This window comes from Bacillus sp. cl96, assembly GCF_900100505.1.
In the GTDB taxonomy this organism is placed as follows: Bacteria; Bacillota; Bacilli; order Bacillales; family Bacillaceae_G; genus Bacillus_A; species Bacillus_A cereus.
On record NZ_FNDM01000002.1, the window covers coordinates 433,554 to 448,989 of the forward strand.

The window sequence follows — 15,436 nt, forward strand, 5'->3', positions numbered from 1 at the left end:
GTGATTTCTAGAAATATAGTTCGAATACGAAAGTATAGGAAAGAAACCTAACGATGATTGATATTTTGGCATAAGGAAGAAACCTAGCAAAATATCGAATTTTTCAAACGCTAGTCGTATCTTTTTATTTCAGCATAGAAAGAAAAGTATACAAAATAAAACATATATATAGATTTGAATTGAATCTATATATATATGCATACTGAAATAAAAGTGTATTCGCTATATAAAATTACTAGAAAACATATCCTTCTCCCATCCAGACTATACTGTCGGCCCTAGAATTTCACTAGATCCACCGTTTTCGATTTGAAAACGGGTCACGGACTTAGAAGTTTGCACTTCATCACCGCCGGTTGGGAATTTCACCCGACCCCGAAGGATGCTGTTTGCTCAAATTATAGCACAAAAAAAATAAAAGGCTAGTAAAAAGTATTCGAATGTGAAGAATTGTGTGAAAATATATGTAGGCTGGGATGGAGACAAAAGTATTAGAAATGTTGTAAGGAGAAGGGATATAACGGAGTTGCTAAAAAGAAAAAACATGCACAAAAAAATGTGCATGTCACATGTAAAATTATTCTGCCTCTGGTGCTCTAACAACAGATTCGAATTTACCTTTATGCGAAGCGTCGCAATAAGGCATATTTTTTGATAAACCACAACGGCATAAAGAAAATGCCGGTTTTGCTGGGAATACATTCCCTTGTGAGTCGACTAATTCCACGTCCCCTGTAACGCGAAAAGAGCCATTATCATTTACTTTAATTTGTACTTTTGCCAACGTTATCCCTCCTTCCCAAACGCTTAATTTCATCATATAATCAAGGGAAGTGCTTGACAATATAAAAAGAGCACTTTGTTTGAGAAAGAAGAGAGTGTTATAATAGTTTTCATAACTGACTAGAGTAAGGTGACGAGAGATGGATAAACAATTACATACATTACGAAACATTGCAAATGAGCGCACGTGGGCATCATTTTTGAATGATAATCATCCATATAGTTTGTTACATTGGTCCATTGCAGGTGTAGGGCAAGAGGCAAAGGATGTTTGGTTACTTCAAGATGAAGTAACATTTCAAACGACAGAATTCCCAACGTTAGATGATGCAATGCAATGGATTTCTGAAAATATGGAACAAGTTACAGACGTTTTAGCGCAATAAAAAACAGGCTTATGCAAGCCTGTTTTTTGTTTCTTTCACATATGTGTTTAAAAATTGATCGACGGCTGCTTCGTACTCTTCTTTATTTTCGTTATAAGAGCAAGCGTGTGCACCGTGTTCTGCAATATAAAGCTGCTTATTATTTTCTTTCGCTTCATATAATGCTTTTGTCATATCAGCTAAAATATAGTCGTCATCTTTACTATGAATAAAGAGAACGGGATTGTTAATGTTTTTTATACAGTCGATTGGTGAAACTTCACGAATTGTATAACCGTCACGAACTTTCAAAAATGCGTTTGCTAAAGGTAATAAAGGCCATTTTGGTAAATGGAATTCAACCTTTAAACGGTGCTGTAATTGTCCTTGAAAATCAGAGAAAGGACAATCTGCAATATAGAAATCAGCACCATCTTCTACAAGTCCTGCGTATTGAAGAAGTGTTGCAGCTCCCATAGATTCACCATGAATACCAAGTGTAATATTGGTGCCAAAACGGTTTTTTAGCCAGTCAACTACGGATTTTAAATCATGTTTTTCATAGTATCCATAGCTTGTTGTTTTTCCGCCAGTTTTACCATGACGACGATGATCGTAAATGAGGACGTTATATCCCCTTTTTAAGAATAAGTTTGCATATTTTACAGAGTTTATTTTATTTACAGATACACCGTGGCAAAAAACCATAAACTTATTGGTGGAATGACCAGCAGGAATGTAATATCCGTGAAGGTCGTATCCGAATTGTGAAGGGATATGAATTTCTTCTTTATGAAGAGCATCAAAATCCTCTATACGAAAATGTTTTTTCGTTTCTCTTTCGAGTACTTCTTCCTCTGTTTTTTTCTTTAAGTACATCACTTTATTTGTAAAGAAAATCCCAAGGGCAGTTATTGCACCTAGTATAGTAAACAGTGCTGCAAAAAAACGTTTCATACTTTACCTCATCCTCCAAATACCGTTACATGTGATACACTTATATTGTATCACAATGATATAAAAGGGGAGAAATAGGAAATGCTGCATATACAAAAAATTACGCCAGCGATGAAAGAAACAATCCGAATGTTCATGTGTGAGAACTGGGGAAGTTCATTGATGGTTTCACGTGGTAAGGAACATCAGTTAGAAGAGTTGCCAGGATTTGTTGCTCTCTCAGATGACAGAATAATCGGAATTATAACGTATGAAGTGACCGGAAATATATGCGAAATTGTATCGCTAGATAGCTTTGAAGAAAGAAAAGGAATAGGGACGAAACTTGTGGATTGTGTATTACAAGTTGCAGAAGAAGAACGGTGCAGACAGGTTTGGCTTATTACAACAAATGATAATATGAATGCGTTACGATTTTACCAAAAACGTAATTTTGTAATGACTAATTTATATGTGAATGCGGTAGAGGAGGCACGAAAAATAAAGAAAGAAATTCCACGTATGGGATATGATAATATCCCAATTTTACATGAAATTCAGTTGGAGTATCGTTTAGTGAAATGATGTAACAATTTTCAGAAATATGAGTTATTAATCTTGACGGATAGTGTAATTTAGGTTACCGTAAAATTGTAATCTATTACCATATTAAGGGGTGACGATGTGGCAACTATACGTGATGTTGCAAAATTGGCAGGTGTTTCAGTCGCAACCGTTTCACGAGTTATTAATGAAAAAGGATACGTTCATGAGGACACAGTAAAACAAGTAAAGGAAGCAATTGAAGAATTACGTTATAGGCCAAACAGTGCAGCGAAGCCACTATTTAAAGAGAGTTCAACGATAATTGCATTACTTGTAGATAATTTATGTAACCAATCAAACATCACTTTGCTACATTGTATTGAGGAAATAGCATATAAAGAAGGCTATCAAATCATTATTTGTAATATAGAGAATAAAGATAGATACATACATATGCTGAAGCAAAATAACATTGCAGGTGTTATTTTGACGAGAGCAGTTTTTAAAAGTGTAGGAGAAATTCCATTTCCATTTGTTGTGATCGATGAGCAACAATCACATGGAAATTATTATGAAAGTGGACAGAGAGCTGTTTCTTTATTAAAAGAGAAAGGGTGTCACTTTCTTGCATATTTCGGTGAGGGAGAAGAAAGTGAAGAAATGGAAGATCATATAGCAGGGTTTTTAGACGCTGTTTGGGATGAAGGAATCTCTTATCGAGAAGAATGTGTACAAGGGTATACAAATAAACAATTTATTACATTATTGCAAAACAATCCGTATATAGATGGAATTGTAGCCTCAAGTGATCAGATTGCTATTGAGTTAATTCGGTCAGCGAGATTTCTAAATATACATATACCAGATAAATTAAAAATTGTTGGACCGAATGGGAGTATAGAGTGTGAATGGATAGGTTCATCACTACCGACAATTGAAAGCTATGTCAAAGATAACGGAAAAGTAGCTTTTCAACAATTAAAAGGAAAAATAAAAAAGTAAAAGGTGCGTTTTATACGCACCTTTTTATAATGTAATTGCGGCAATAAAGCCAAATATAAGTAACGGTATATTGTAATGTAGAAAAGTGGGTACACATGTATCCCATATATGATGGTGCTGACCATCAGCATTTAAACCGGATGTTGGTCCAAGGGTACTATCCGATGCTGGAGATCCTGCGTCACCTAGTGCTCCGGCTGTACCGATAATTGCAATTGTGGCCATTGGACTAAATCCAAGCTGAATGCAAAGAGGTACAAAAATGGTTGTTAAGATAGGGATGGTTGAAAAGGATGAACCAATTCCCATCGTAACGAGAAGTCCAATAACGAGCATAAGAAATGCAGCGAGTGGTTTGTTATTTCCGATTATATGTGCACTCGTTTGCACTAGAGATTCAACATGTCCTGTTTTTCGAAGAACAGCGCCGAATCCAGCGGCAGCAATCATAACAAAGCCAATAAAGGACATCATACGCATTCCGCTTGTTAATATCGCATCTGCTTCTTTAAGTGGTAGACTGCCACTAACTGATAAGACGATAATACCTGCTAAAGCACCGAAAATCATTGATTCTGTTGTTAATTGAACAGTTAATGTAGCAATGATAGATAATAACCCGAAAGTAATGCTACGTTTTGTATAGGGAACGATTTCATTTTCGGTAGTATGAATTTGTTCTGTTTCATACGTACGAGGTTTTCGGTACGTAATGAATACCGCTACACATAATCCAATAATCATACCGATTGCTGGAATAGTCATTGCTTTTGGAATAAGTGTGACATCAAATGTAAGGCCGCTTTGCGCAGCGTTGGTTTGCAATACGTCATGATAAATTTTTCCGAACCCTGCAGGGATCCACATATAAGGAGTAATCAATCCAAATGTAATAATACATGTGACAAGTCTGCGATCCACTCTCAGCTCATTTAATACTTTTAAAAGTGCTGGAATTAAGATGGGGATGAAAGCAATGTGAACAGGAATCACATTTTGTGAGAAACAAGCCATCGTTAAAATAATGAATAAAATAAGTATTTTAGAATAAACTTGTTTTTTCGTGTCTTGTTCATTGCCAATCCATTTTAATGCAGTTTGAATCATAGCATCTGGAAGTCCTGTTTTGGAAAGGGAAATAGCGAAACCACCAAGCATTGCATAACTTAAAGCGATTGGAGCACTGTTTCCAAGACCAGTTGTAAAAGTGTTAATCGTTTCTGAAATACCGAGTCCGCCGATAAGTCCGCCTGTTAAAGCTCCAACAATGATGGCGACAATGACCTGGACACGTAACAAACTAAGCAATAGCATAATTGCTACTGCGACGAGTACAGCGTTCATAATAAATGTAATCTCCCTAAATTTTTATCCTGTTAAGACAAGTAAATATGAAACATTTTGCTATGTTTATACATACTTGCGACATATTATTATAAAATGTTTTCTATGAAATGTAAAAGAGCCTTTTGTTACTAATGCTGAAAAGCTAGCTCTTGTTTAATTGATTGTAAAGAATTAGCGAATAATTCTGGTTCTTCTAAATCAGGAGAATGTGCTGAATTTGGGAACCAAATCATCTTTTTTATAGGCGCTTCAATAATATCGCAATATTCCTGAACGAGTGCATAAGGAGTTTGATAATCATAGCGACCAGAACAAAAATAAACTGGAATAGATAAACTTGAGATAGAAGAAAAGAAATCGATTGTCAGCATTTCTTCCCATAAAATTCCAGATTTTAAATTTCCTGCGAGAAACTTGAACCAATCTAATAGCGTATATTCGGGAGAAAAGAAACCTTTTCGTATGAAAGAAAAGGAAGATCCGTTTTGGATTGCGCCTCCAAATGTGCCAAGCCACTTTCTTTGAATAATGAGACGTCTCGTATCTAAAAATGGTGGTTTGCCTAATTTTAAAAGGGAAGCTAATGCTTTTTTATGATCATGTTTTTTTGCAGAATGAATTAAATGTTGATATAGCAATTCTTCATTTTGTTTCATATGTACAATTTGCCCAATACCGATGTAAGCCTCGATATACTTTGGATATTGATGTGCTATGTTAAGCCCAATAATACTTCCCCAAGAATGACCAGCGAGAAATAGTTTTTGTTTGTTGAACTTTTTAAGTACATATTGAATCACTTCTTTTGCATCGGAAACGAATTGTTCGATTGTGAAATTTGCTCCGAAATCTTTCATTGAAAAGGATTTACCAGCTCCGCGCTGATCCCAATTAATAACAATAAATTGCTTCTCTAATTCTTTTTGAAAATGGCGAATAAATCCGATTTGTGCCATCCCAGGTCCGCCGTGACAGCATAATAAAATAGGTTGCTCTACGTTTTGTCCACGCATAAGGAGAGTTTGTTTTCGATTATTAATCATAACGCTTTCTATCGTAGCGATACTATTAGGAATGAGTTGTTTGTTTTCGTTATAGAACTGAGGGGTGTAGCTACGAAAAAGCATATTGAAAACCTCCTTTTGTGAAATCGTATGAATCGCACAGGCTATTCATTTTGCATATACTGTTAGAAAATCATTGTAACATACCATACTAGTGTCATTTCAACACGGGAGGAGGGAAATTGTGACGATTGGAGAAATTATAGATGGTTTAAATAGACGTGAATCCATCGCTATTATAGCAAAACGTCTTGAAATAAGCCCGTATACATTATCGAAGAAATTAAGATTGATTGGATACGAATATGATGGAGAGCAGAAGAAACGTATTTTTGTAGGAGATGGAGAAGAACCACGTCACTTACAACTCCAAGAAGCGACCGCCCTTCAATATGAGAAAACAGATTATCAATTATTAATTTATGAGCAATTACAAAGCATTTATGAGTTATTAAGAAAAAGAGAAGAAGTAATTGCACCAATTGTGAGTAAAAGTACAGAGAAAAAGAGACGAACCTTTTCTATTAATACAGAAATATTAGCAAGATTGGACCTTATATCAGAATCGAAAGGAATTCAAAAATCTAAACTTGTAGAAGAGGCGTTGCAACAATTTTTACAGCAATATGAAGTTGACAAAACATCACATTTTGATAACTAAAGAAAAGGATACTATGTTCATTAGAAGAACGAGTATCCTTTTTATGATGTATATTACGTATAAAATAGAGAATCAGTACAAATCCTTTATACGTGAAAAATGAAATTTATTATTAGAGAAACACTTAATTTACTTTTTGAATTCTTCCATCAATAACTGGCTGAATTGGTTCTTTTAATTGTTTTACGTAATTGACTAACGCTTCAAAGTCGTTTGGCCCAGTTTCTGCATTTTTACCATTTTTAAATGATACGAATCCATCACCGCCAGAAGCTAAGAAAGCATTTGCAACTACGCTATACGTTGTAGATGGAGATAATTCTTCTCCGTTTGTTAAACGTATATTTGTAACTTTTTCACCGTTTGGTTTATTTGCATCCCACGTATATTGAATACCTGAAATTTGAAGCATTCTTGTTGTTCCTTTTTGCCATTGCTGATTTAAAATATCGCGAATGTCTTGACCTGTTAAATCTACTTTAATCAATTGATTTCCAAAAGGTTGAATGCCGTATAACTCACCCCACGTAATATCACCAGCATCTAAGTCATTACGAATGCCACCAGGATTCATGAGGGAGATTTGAGTTTGCATCGTTTGACGCTGAGCATCGGCAACTAAATTTCCAAGAGTGGACTCACCAGCATCATTTTGTTTACGGTCGATAGGTGCTGTAGATTTTCCGACCACTTCATTTACAAGTGGTGCGATTTTTTCTTTATATTGATCTAGTTTTTTCTTTACTTGTTTATCAGGTTCTACACCTTCATGATACGTTGTAACAACTTCAGCTTTTTTCTTTACAATATCCTTTGTTTTACGATCAATTGTTACATCGACGTCTGAGAAAGCCATTCCGTATGAATTTGCTTGGACAATTAGTTTATTGTTTACTGTACCATTTACATACGTATGACTATGTCCACCGAAAATAACATCAACTTCTGGGTCTGTTTCATTTGCAATTCGAGTAAGATCGCCATTTGTTACCCCAGACTCATCGGTTGTTCCACCGACATGAGCAAGAACGACGATAGATTTAACGCCGAGGCGTTTTAATTGTTGTGTTGATTTATTAATTGCTTCTACTTCATCAGTAATTTGTACATTGTTAAGCATCGTAGGCATAACGACATTTGGTGTATCAGTTGTAACAACCCCAATGAATCCTACAGGAACACCATCTACCATTTTTACAGTAAATGGTGGTAAAAATAAGCGGCCAGTTGATTTGTTATAGAAATTAGCAGCTACATAGGGGAAGTTAGCCCCTTTGAAATTTCCTGTTTTTTCATGATATCCACCGTAAATGAGGCGTTTCATTTCATCAATGCCTTCATCAAATTCATGGTTCCCGATTGTACCGACATCAAATTTTAAGTCATTTAAAAATTCAATCGTCGGTTCATCTTGTAATAATGCTGAAATTGGTGGACTAGCTCCGACGATATCACCAGCATGTACGAGAAGTGTATTAGGGTTTTGTTTTTTATGTTCTTTTAAATAAGTAGCTAAGTAATCAGCGCCACCAGCTTCTTTATTATTGATTTTTTTAACAGTATCTAGTTGTCCATGGAGATCATTAATACCAAGCATTTGTACGTCTATGTAGCGGTTTTGTTCAGCTGGATTCTGAGATGGGGGAGCGGCAAATACGCTTGAAAAAGTAATGGTGCTTAAAACAGCAACGGCAGGAATAATTTTTTTCCACATAATATAATTCTCCTTTTTTATAATCTGACATCATACGACATAATTTTAATAGATTCATAGGATTATAGCTACATAAAAATTTAGTCTTTTCGAAAAATTAACATATTTACAAAAAGTGAATAATAGAGTAAAGACCCTTTTTTATTGTCGATTTCATTGTGTATCTACTATAATGGAGAAAAAAGTAAAAGGTGAGTAGCATGAAGAAAAAGAAACAAAGACAAATGCAAAGACAATCACAAGTGAATCAACCAAAGAAAGAAACACTTACATTAGGCGATCAATTAAATGATTCACTCATGCAACAATTAAAGAGTAAGAAGAAAGAGTTGCAAGTGAGGGAAGAGGAAAAAGAGGCAGCTGAACTGGAAAGAAAGCGCCAAGAACAAAAAGAACGTGAAAAGAATAAATCATTTGAAGAACTGCTAAGTGAAAGTAACCTTACTTGGAAAGACTTTAAATAATAAAAAAATGATCAGTGAAATACCACTGATCATTTTTTGACGAGCTTGTAAGAAAAGGGGAGTTAGAATGAGAAAAATTGTCGTTGTTCCACATGAAAACCATTGGAGTGAAAAATTTCAAATGGAGGCTAAAAGATTAAAATCAGCGATGCCAGAAACGGTAAAAATTTATCATATTGGAAGTACGTCAGTTCCCGGACTGGCAGCTAAACCTATTATTGATATGATCATGGAAGTAGAAAATATCGAAAGAGTAGATGGGTGGAATGAACGATTTATAGAGCTTGGTTACATCGTAAAAGGGGAAAATGGTATTTCAAGACGCCGATATTTTATTCATGGAACTGAAGAAAAACGCTCGTATCATTTACACGTGTTTGAAAAAGGAAATCCAGAGATAGTAAGGCATTTAGCATTTCGTGATTATATGATGGCTCATTGTGAAGAAGCAGAGGCATATGCAACCTTAAAGAAAGAATTAGCCGAAAAGTATACATATGATGGCGAGTTATATACGGAAGGAAAAAATGAGTTTGTGCGCAATGTGGATGAAAAAGCGAAAGAATGGAGAAAAAATAACGTGAATGAATGAGTTCACGCTATTTTTTAGCTATATAAAAGTGTTATGTAAACTGTACGTATGTTTTGACTTTTGGGATGAATCTTGTTGAAATAAAATTGTGGCTTATAAAAAATGTAACAATGAAAGGGAGACGACTGTGCATATTCCAACAACTACACTTCATAATGGCGTGAAAATGCCGATGATTGGTCTAGGCGTATATAAAGCGAAAGAAGGAGACGAAGTAAAGCAAGCAGTAAAAACAGCGTTAGAAGTTGGATACCGTTCGATTGATACAGCAACTGTATATGAAAATGAAAGCGGTGTCGGAGAGGCGATACGTGAATCAGGAATTCCAAGAGAAGATATATTTATTACAACAAAAGTATGGAACGACGATCAAGGATATGAGGAGACACTCGAGGCGTTTGAAAAGAGTTTGAAAAAATTACAAATGGACTATGTAGATTTATATTTAATACATTGGCCGGTAAGAGGGAAGTATGTTGATACGTACCGAGCTTTAGAGAAATTGTATGAAGAAGGTAAAGTGCGTGCGATTGGTGTTTCTAATTTTCATAAACATCATTTAGAACTATTATTACCAAATTGCAAAGTGAAGCCGATGGTAAACCAAGTGGAACTTCATCCGATGTTGACGCAATTTGAGTTGCGAAATTATTGTCAAGATGAGCAAATTCAAATGGAAGCATGGAGTCCGTTAATGAGGGGCGGAGAAGTATTCCAGCATCCGATCATTCAGGCTATTGCTAACAAATATGAAAAAACACCTGCACAAGTTATATTAAGGTGGGATATTCAAAGCGGGATTGTTACAATTCCTAAATCTGTTACACCATCTCGTATTAAAGAAAACTTTACTATTTCTGATTTTGCACTAACTGAAGAAGAGATACGTCAAATTAACACGTTGAATCGTGATTTACATGTAGGAACGAATCCTGATAAATATGATACGTTATAAAAAAGACTGTCTCCTAATACTGGAGACAGTCTTCTGTTTTATCGGTAATTCGATATTTTTAACGATGCAAAGCATATGTGTCATATTTAACAATCTTTTGAAGTTGTATATATTCTTCTTTCGTTAAAGGTAACTGTTGACTAGCTCGTATATTTTCCTGTAATTGTTGAAGAGAGCTTGCACCAGGTATAACAGCTGCAACAGTCTTATTATGTAAGCAATATTGAATAGCTGTTCCTGTTAAAGAGCGTTCTCCAATCATTTCTTTTACACTTGCTAGAGTTGCATGTAATTCATCGTAAGAATAAGAGAGATAATCCTTTTCCTTTACTCTTTCTATCTTTCTTGCATTATTGTCAGTTAAAATTCCTTTTGCAAGTGGCCCGCGGGCAATGACGCTAATTTGGTGTTCATTTAGAAGGGGGAACCATTCTTCTGGACGACGATTTAAAAGGTTATATTCCATTAGTACACTAACGATGTTTGAGCGTTTTGCATATTCACGAACGACATTTGGGCGTATAGAAGAAATACCGTAATGGCGAATAATACCTTCCTTTTTCAATTCTTCAAAAGCTTCAATTGTTTCATCTATTGGATCTTCAATTGTTCCGCCATGAAGTTGGTAAAGGTCAATATAATCAGTTTGAAGTCTACGTAAACTTTCCTTTACTTCAGTCTTTATGTAAGCTTTAGAAGGATCCCAAGACCAGCCATTTTTTTCTTCTGTCCAACGATTTCCAACCTTCGTTGTAAGTACAATTTGGTCTCTTCTTCCCTTCAAGGCTTTTCCAACAAATTCTTCATTTAATCCGTAATCATATAAATCTGCTGTATCAAAAAAATTAATTCCTAAATCGATCGCTTCATTGATAATATGCATAGCTTCTGTTTCAGATGTACCGAGAGACATACAGCCAAGGCCCATTTCTGTAACAAACAAATCTGAGTTTCCTAATTGACGTTTTTTCATAGGTCAACCTCCTTACCTTTATTGTACGAGAGGGAAAAGAGGTTGACAAACGTTTACTTTCCGCTTCGCATTAACTGCCCGTAAAAGCATGATTAATGTTTCACTTTATTTGCTGTAATCCACTCTTGTACAGTTGTATACTCTTTGCTATATTGCTTTAGCTTATGGCGAATTTGCCATGCTTTTCCGACTAAAGTGACGCGATTTGGTAAAATATAAACTTTCATTTCTATCACGCTCCTTTCAATGTGGTAAAATGTATGAGGAAAGAATAGGAAATAGAACAGGGAGATGAAGTAGTATGAGTAATCTTGCAGAGAGAACAGTAAAAACTGAGCCAATTTTTGATGGTAGAGTTATAAAAGTTCGTGTTGATGATGTAGTATTACCAAATGGAGCAATGAGTAAACGTGAAATTGTAAATCACCCTGGTGCAGTTGCTATTATTGCTATTACTGATGAGGGGAAAATTGTGCTTGTTGAGCAGTATCGTAAAGCACTTGAAAAGGCGATTATAGAAATTCCGGCTGGCAAGTTAGAACCTGGTGAAAAACCTGAGGTAACAGCAGTTCGTGAATTAGAAGAGGAAACAGGATATGTATGTGAAAATATGGAGCTCATTACTTCTTTCTATACATCTCCAGGATTCGCAGATGAAATTTTATATGTATATAAAGCGACAGGTTTGACAAGAAAAGAAAATAAAGCTGAGTTAGATGAAGATGAGTTTGTGGAATTAATGGAAGTATCGTTAGAAGAAGCGATTACTCTTATGAAAGATCTTCGTATTCATGATGCGAAGACGATGTTTGCAGTACAATATTTACAACTACAAAAATAAACACTCGCCAAAGGCGAGTGTTTTTTAATTGATTTTTGCATATACACGTGCATCACGTAAGCTACCATCTGGTGCTAGGAAATCATTTTCCATTGTCCCTTCTAGAATGAATTCTAGACGTTCTGCTAAGCTACATGCATTTATATTTGTTGCATCAGTACGAATTTCAATTCTTCTAGCGCCTAGTTTATCAAAGGCGAACTGAATTGCACCTTTAACAGCTTCGGTCATATAGCCTTGTTTTGTATAGGCACTATGTAGCCAGAAGTGAAGTGAAAACTTTGGAATATCCCAGTTTTCAGGCTTTAGTGTAATTGCTCCGATGAATGTACCAGATACTTTATCGTATAAGTGAAAATCAAGTGTTTCACGAAGTAAAAACTGTCCGTGAGCTTCGCGAACAATTTCTTCAGCACTCTCTTCTGTTTCAGCGTTAATTGGTATCCACGGTACTAAGTCTTCTAGAGAAGCTTGGATTGCTTCATATACTTCTGCACCATCACCTGGAAATGGTTTACGAACTTGCAAGCGTTCAGTTTGAAATAATGTTGGAAAATCTAATAATAATGGTTTCAAGAGAAATCCCTCCTATTCTCTACTTTTTAGTTTAGCAAAGTAGAGCGGAATTTCAATGTTAATTCGTCATACTTTTTTCTTTCTTTCATACATTTTTAATAAGAGTGTGAACGGAGGGAAGAAAAATGTGGCGAAAAAATTGGCAAGACCGTGTAATGTCTCACATACAGGAAAACTCTTCATTATATATATTTAACGCTGTTTTATTATTGATGGGAGTAATATTCGGAGCCATTCTCGTGAATAGTTTACAAATCAATCAAAAACAAGATTTATCATTTTATTTACAACGTTTTTTTGGACAAGTCTCTAAAGGAGAATTTGCCATTGCGGGCGAAATGTTTCGAGAAAGTTACTTTTCGCAATTAAAATACATCGGATTTATTTGGATTTTAGGAATTTCAATTATTGGATTACCACTTATTTTTATTTTATTATTTGTAAAAGGAGTTGTCGTTGGATTTACAGTTGGTTTTTTAGTAAGTCAGCATGGATGGAATGGACTATTATTAGCATTTGTATCTGTTTTGCCACAAAATTTAATTATCATTCCAGTCTTTCTCGTTATGACAACCATTGCTGCAAGTTTTTCTTTACGGATGATTAGGCATCAATTTATTAGAAAAATAACCGAGCCACTATTACCATTATTAATCCGTTATACATGCTTCTTTCTCGTAATTGGAGTGGTGTTAGCACTTGCTTCTAGTGTGGAGGCTTACGCATCACCAGTTTTAATGAAAGAAGTCGTTGAGGCTATTAATAAAAAATAAATACTTTTTGAGAATAATTATCAATTTGTTTTTATTGTTTTTTCTTTTGACAGAAGCCCTTCTTCTGATATAATGGTGTAAGAGTGGCGAGGAGGGAGTAGTACCGAATGGAAGAAAGAATTGAACGAATTAAGAAGCAATTACATGCAGCGAGCTACAAATTAACACCGCAACGTGAAGCAACAGTTCGTGTGCTGCTAGAAAATGAAGAAGATCATTTAAGCGCAGAAGATGTTTACCTCCTTGTAAAAGAAAAGTCGCCAGAGATCGGATTAGCAACCGTCTATCGAACTTTAGAACTATTATCTGAGTTAAAAGTTGTCGATAAGATTAACTTCGGAGACGGTGTTTCACGCTATGACTTACGCCAAGAAGGTGCGCAGCGTTTCCACCATCATTTGATTTGTACACAATGTGGTGCTGTACAAGAAATACAAGAAGATTTACTTGGTGAAGTGGAAAGGAAAGTAGAACGAGACTGGAGCTTTAAGGTGAAAGATCATCGTTTAACATTCCATGGGATTTGTAAAAATTGTCAAGAAAATGAAACGGATGAAAAATAACCTTTTCCTATTTATCTAGGAAGAGGTTTTTTATTTGAATAAGGTATAAATTGGTGAAAGCTTGGCATATGTTGTAATAACTTATATTTTGGAGGAATTTACAATGCGCCGAGCTTTAAAATTAACTTTTGATGGAATAAAAGTATTTTTATTATTTACAAGTTGTACGATTTTGTTTTATTTCGCTATACTATGGATAAATGAAGAATATGAAAGCTATCATCGTTATGAAAAACCTAAAGAAGAGACTGTAGAAAAAGTATCAGGGAATGAAGAACCGGCAAAGGATGCTTTCGTAAATAGAATGATGTTTTTCTATGAAAATGGGGAGTAGTGTAGAGTGGAAGATCAATTAAAAGATTTTATTCATTATATGGTTGTCGAAAAAGGATTAGCAAAGAATACAGTAGTATCTTATGAACGGGATTTAAAAAGCTACGTAAAGTATTTGCAAAATGTGGAACAGACGAAAACTTTTCATGAAGTGACCCGTTTACACATTGTTAACTTTTTGCAGTATTTAAAAGAGAACGGAAAATCTTCGAAAACATTGGCGCGTCATATCGCATCAATTCGTTCGTTCCACCAATTTTTACTTCGTGAACGAGCGGTAGAACACGATCCATCCGTACATATTGAAACGCCACAAGGGGAACGGAAATTACCAAAGGTATTATCAGTTGATGAAGTAGAGGCGTTACTTCAAACACCAAAAATGACAAGTGCTTTTGGTATTCGTGATAAGGCGATGCTAGAGTTACTGTATGCGACAGGACTTCGTGTTTCAGAATTGATTGCACTCAATTTAGAAGATGTACATTTAACGATGGGATTTGTTCGTTGCATAGGGAAAGGGAATAAAGAAAGAATTATTCCACTAGGAAGTTTAGCAACGGAAGCGATTCAAAAGTATATTGAAAAAGGAAGAAGAGAATTAATGGGGAAAAAAGTAGTAGATGCACTCTTTTTAAACCATCATGGTAATCGATTATCAAGACAAGGATTTTGGAAAATATTAAAACGATTAGCGAAAGAGGCAAATATTGAAAAAGAACTTACACCTCATACGTTGCGTCACTCGTTTGCTACGCACTTATTAGAAAATGGAGCAGATTTACGTGCTGTACAAGAAATGCTTGGACATGCAGATATTTCAACTACGCAAATCTATACGCACGTTTCAAAAACTAGATTAAAAGATGTATATAAACAGTTTCATCCGAGAGCATAGTTACTATGCTCTTTTTTTCATAGATTAAGAGGGGAAGACCGTTTCACAGA

The 15,436-nt window shown here is 35.2% G+C and carries 20 protein-coding genes and 1 riboswitch; of the genes, 12 read left to right on the top strand and 8 right to left on the bottom strand.

The window, feature by feature from the left end; all coding sequences use genetic code 11:
* Nucleotides 1-243: 243 nt before the first annotated feature.
* Nucleotides 244-387, bottom strand: a riboswitch (FMN riboswitch).
* A 190-nt stretch (nucleotides 388-577) separates the two neighbouring features.
* On the bottom strand, nucleotides 578-784 hold the full coding sequence (locus BLT20_RS30090; RefSeq protein ID WP_001151582.1) for a CDGSH iron-sulfur domain-containing protein: 207 nt from the start codon (nucleotides 782-784) through the stop codon (nucleotides 578-580).
* A 139-nt stretch (nucleotides 785-923) separates the two neighbouring features.
* On the opposite strand from BLT20_RS30090, the gene BLT20_RS06745 reads away from it, so the two are divergent.
* Nucleotides 924-1,169: a DUF2552 family protein gene (locus BLT20_RS06745; protein WP_000360793.1), complete on the top strand. Its 246-nt coding sequence runs from the start codon at nucleotides 924-926 to the stop codon at nucleotides 1,167-1,169.
* A gap of 9 nt (nucleotides 1,170-1,178) precedes the next feature.
* Here BLT20_RS06745 and BLT20_RS06750 read toward each other — a convergent pair whose 3' ends face one another.
* Nucleotides 1,179-2,105: an alpha/beta hydrolase gene (locus tag BLT20_RS06750; protein WP_000819231.1), complete on the bottom strand. Its 927-nt coding sequence runs from the start codon at nucleotides 2,103-2,105 to the stop codon at nucleotides 1,179-1,181.
* 81 nt (nucleotides 2,106-2,186) lie between these two features.
* Here BLT20_RS06750 and BLT20_RS06755 point away from each other — a divergent pair, with 81 nt between their 5' ends.
* Together BLT20_RS06755 and BLT20_RS06760 are read left to right on the top strand one after the other, a co-directional pair.
* Complete coding sequence (locus BLT20_RS06755; protein WP_000902429.1) at nucleotides 2,187-2,669, top strand: GNAT family N-acetyltransferase; 483 nt, start codon at nucleotides 2,187-2,189, stop codon at nucleotides 2,667-2,669.
* A gap of 99 nt (nucleotides 2,670-2,768) precedes the next feature.
* Complete coding sequence (locus BLT20_RS06760) at nucleotides 2,769-3,632, top strand: LacI family DNA-binding transcriptional regulator (protein WP_000201363.1); 864 nt, start codon at nucleotides 2,769-2,771, stop codon at nucleotides 3,630-3,632.
* Between the two features lie 24 nt (nucleotides 3,633-3,656).
* Here BLT20_RS06760 and BLT20_RS06765 read toward each other — a convergent pair whose 3' ends face one another.
* Complete coding sequence (locus tag BLT20_RS06765) at nucleotides 3,657-4,976, bottom strand: Na+/H+ antiporter family protein (RefSeq protein ID WP_000994817.1); 1,320 nt, start codon at nucleotides 4,974-4,976, stop codon at nucleotides 3,657-3,659.
* A 131-nt stretch (nucleotides 4,977-5,107) separates the two neighbouring features.
* On the bottom strand, nucleotides 5,108-6,106 hold the full coding sequence (locus tag BLT20_RS06770) for an alpha/beta fold hydrolase (RefSeq protein ID WP_000898969.1): 999 nt from the start codon (nucleotides 6,104-6,106) through the stop codon (nucleotides 5,108-5,110).
* Between the two features lie 121 nt (nucleotides 6,107-6,227).
* On the opposite strand from BLT20_RS06770, the gene BLT20_RS06775 reads away from it, so the two are divergent.
* Nucleotides 6,228-6,704 carry a ribbon-helix-helix domain-containing protein gene (locus BLT20_RS06775; RefSeq protein WP_000151931.1) on the top strand — a complete coding sequence of 159 codons (477 nt, stop codon included), beginning with the start codon at nucleotides 6,228-6,230 and terminating at the stop codon, nucleotides 6,702-6,704.
* A 124-nt stretch (nucleotides 6,705-6,828) separates the two neighbouring features.
* Here the strand turns inward: BLT20_RS06775 and BLT20_RS06780 are convergent, their stop codons facing one another.
* On the bottom strand, nucleotides 6,829-8,418 hold the full coding sequence (locus tag BLT20_RS06780) for a bifunctional metallophosphatase/5'-nucleotidase (protein ID WP_000265549.1): 1,590 nt from the start codon (nucleotides 8,416-8,418) through the stop codon (nucleotides 6,829-6,831).
* A 200-nt stretch (nucleotides 8,419-8,618) separates the two neighbouring features.
* Here BLT20_RS06780 and BLT20_RS06785 point away from each other — a divergent pair, with 200 nt between their 5' ends.
* From BLT20_RS06785 to BLT20_RS06795, 3 genes are all read left to right on the top strand, one after another.
* Nucleotides 8,619-8,882, top strand: coding sequence for a YqkE family protein (locus BLT20_RS06785; RefSeq protein ID WP_000727561.1), 264 nt, complete (start codon nucleotides 8,619-8,621; stop codon nucleotides 8,880-8,882).
* A 67-nt stretch (nucleotides 8,883-8,949) separates the two neighbouring features.
* Nucleotides 8,950-9,474 (top strand): GrpB family protein, encoded by a 525-nt coding sequence (locus BLT20_RS06790; protein WP_001227191.1) that lies wholly within the window; start codon nucleotides 8,950-8,952, stop codon nucleotides 9,472-9,474.
* A 127-nt stretch (nucleotides 9,475-9,601) separates the two neighbouring features.
* Nucleotides 9,602-10,429 (top strand): aldo/keto reductase, encoded by an 828-nt coding sequence (locus BLT20_RS06795; RefSeq protein WP_000547993.1) that lies wholly within the window; start codon nucleotides 9,602-9,604, stop codon nucleotides 10,427-10,429.
* Between the two features lie 58 nt (nucleotides 10,430-10,487).
* On the opposite strand, the gene BLT20_RS06800 is transcribed toward BLT20_RS06795, so the two are convergent.
* Together BLT20_RS06800 and mciZ are read right to left on the bottom strand one after the other, a co-directional pair.
* Nucleotides 10,488-11,402 carry an aldo/keto reductase gene (locus BLT20_RS06800; protein WP_000747215.1) on the bottom strand — a complete coding sequence of 305 codons (915 nt, stop codon included), beginning with the start codon at nucleotides 11,400-11,402 and terminating at the stop codon, nucleotides 10,488-10,490.
* A gap of 92 nt (nucleotides 11,403-11,494) precedes the next feature.
* Nucleotides 11,495-11,629 (bottom strand): Z-ring formation inhibitor MciZ, encoded by a 135-nt coding sequence (mciZ, locus tag BLT20_RS06805; RefSeq protein ID WP_000870302.1) that lies wholly within the window; start codon nucleotides 11,627-11,629, stop codon nucleotides 11,495-11,497.
* A gap of 74 nt (nucleotides 11,630-11,703) precedes the next feature.
* On the opposite strand from mciZ, the gene BLT20_RS06810 reads away from it, so the two are divergent.
* The gene (locus BLT20_RS06810) at nucleotides 11,704-12,243 is read left to right on the top strand and encodes an NUDIX hydrolase (protein WP_000067042.1); all 540 of its coding nucleotides are present in this window, start codon (nucleotides 11,704-11,706) and stop codon (nucleotides 12,241-12,243) included.
* A 24-nt stretch (nucleotides 12,244-12,267) separates the two neighbouring features.
* Here BLT20_RS06810 and BLT20_RS06815 read toward each other — a convergent pair whose 3' ends face one another.
* The gene (locus tag BLT20_RS06815; RefSeq protein ID WP_000803479.1) at nucleotides 12,268-12,819 is read right to left on the bottom strand and encodes a GNAT family N-acetyltransferase; all 552 of its coding nucleotides are present in this window, start codon (nucleotides 12,817-12,819) and stop codon (nucleotides 12,268-12,270) included.
* A gap of 155 nt (nucleotides 12,820-12,974) precedes the next feature.
* On the opposite strand from BLT20_RS06815, the gene spoIIM reads away from it, so the two are divergent.
* From spoIIM to xerD, 4 genes are all read left to right on the top strand, one after another.
* Entirely contained in the window at nucleotides 12,975-13,592 is a 618-nt protein-coding gene (gene spoIIM, locus BLT20_RS06820) for a stage II sporulation protein M (RefSeq protein ID WP_013142149.1), read from the top strand.
* A 107-nt stretch (nucleotides 13,593-13,699) separates the two neighbouring features.
* Entirely contained in the window at nucleotides 13,700-14,155 is a 456-nt protein-coding gene (locus BLT20_RS06825) for a ferric iron uptake transcriptional regulator (RefSeq protein ID WP_000392657.1), read from the top strand.
* Between the two features lie 103 nt (nucleotides 14,156-14,258).
* Entirely contained in the window at nucleotides 14,259-14,489 is a 231-nt protein-coding gene (locus BLT20_RS06830) for a YqzK family protein (RefSeq protein WP_001250432.1), read from the top strand.
* Nucleotides 14,490-14,495: 6 nt separating this feature from the next.
* Nucleotides 14,496-15,386: a site-specific tyrosine recombinase XerD gene (gene xerD / locus BLT20_RS06835; RefSeq protein ID WP_000390088.1), complete on the top strand. Its 891-nt coding sequence runs from the start codon at nucleotides 14,496-14,498 to the stop codon at nucleotides 15,384-15,386.
* Nucleotides 15,387-15,436: the final 50 nt, after the last annotated feature.

Bases quoted from the DNA above. Each gene is read 5' to 3' on its own strand.
- BLT20_RS06825 (WP_000392657.1), top strand. From the start codon at position 13,700: ATGGAAGAAAGAATTGAACGAATTAAGAAGCAATTACATGCAGCGAGC.
- BLT20_RS06755 (WP_000902429.1), top strand. From the start codon at position 2,187: ATGCTGCATATACAAAAAATTACGCCAGCGATGAAAGAAACAATCCGA.
- BLT20_RS06790 (WP_001227191.1), top strand. From the start codon at position 8,950: ATGAGAAAAATTGTCGTTGTTCCACATGAAAACCATTGGAGTGAAAAA.
- BLT20_RS06810 (WP_000067042.1), top strand. From the start codon at position 11,704: ATGAGTAATCTTGCAGAGAGAACAGTAAAAACTGAGCCAATTTTTGAT.
- BLT20_RS06750 (WP_000819231.1), bottom strand. From the start codon at position 2,105: ATGAAACGTTTTTTTGCAGCACTGTTTACTATACTAGGTGCAATAACT.
- BLT20_RS06780 (WP_000265549.1), bottom strand. From the start codon at position 8,418: ATGTGGAAAAAAATTATTCCTGCCGTTGCTGTTTTAAGCACCATTACT.
- BLT20_RS06745 (WP_000360793.1), top strand. From the start codon at position 924: ATGGATAAACAATTACATACATTACGAAACATTGCAAATGAGCGCACG.
- BLT20_RS06785 (WP_000727561.1), top strand. From the start codon at position 8,619: ATGAAGAAAAAGAAACAAAGACAAATGCAAAGACAATCACAAGTGAAT.
- spoIIM (WP_013142149.1), top strand. From the start codon at position 12,975: ATGTCTCACATACAGGAAAACTCTTCATTATATATATTTAACGCTGTT.
- BLT20_RS06770 (WP_000898969.1), bottom strand. From the start codon at position 6,106: ATGCTTTTTCGTAGCTACACCCCTCAGTTCTATAACGAAAACAAACAA.
- mciZ (WP_000870302.1), bottom strand. From the start codon at position 11,629: ATGAAAGTTTATATTTTACCAAATCGCGTCACTTTAGTCGGAAAAGCA.
- BLT20_RS06830 (WP_001250432.1), top strand. From the start codon at position 14,259: ATGCGCCGAGCTTTAAAATTAACTTTTGATGGAATAAAAGTATTTTTA.
- BLT20_RS06765 (WP_000994817.1), bottom strand. From the start codon at position 4,976: ATGAACGCTGTACTCGTCGCAGTAGCAATTATGCTATTGCTTAGTTTG.
- BLT20_RS06800 (WP_000747215.1), bottom strand. From the start codon at position 11,402: ATGAAAAAACGTCAATTAGGAAACTCAGATTTGTTTGTTACAGAAATG.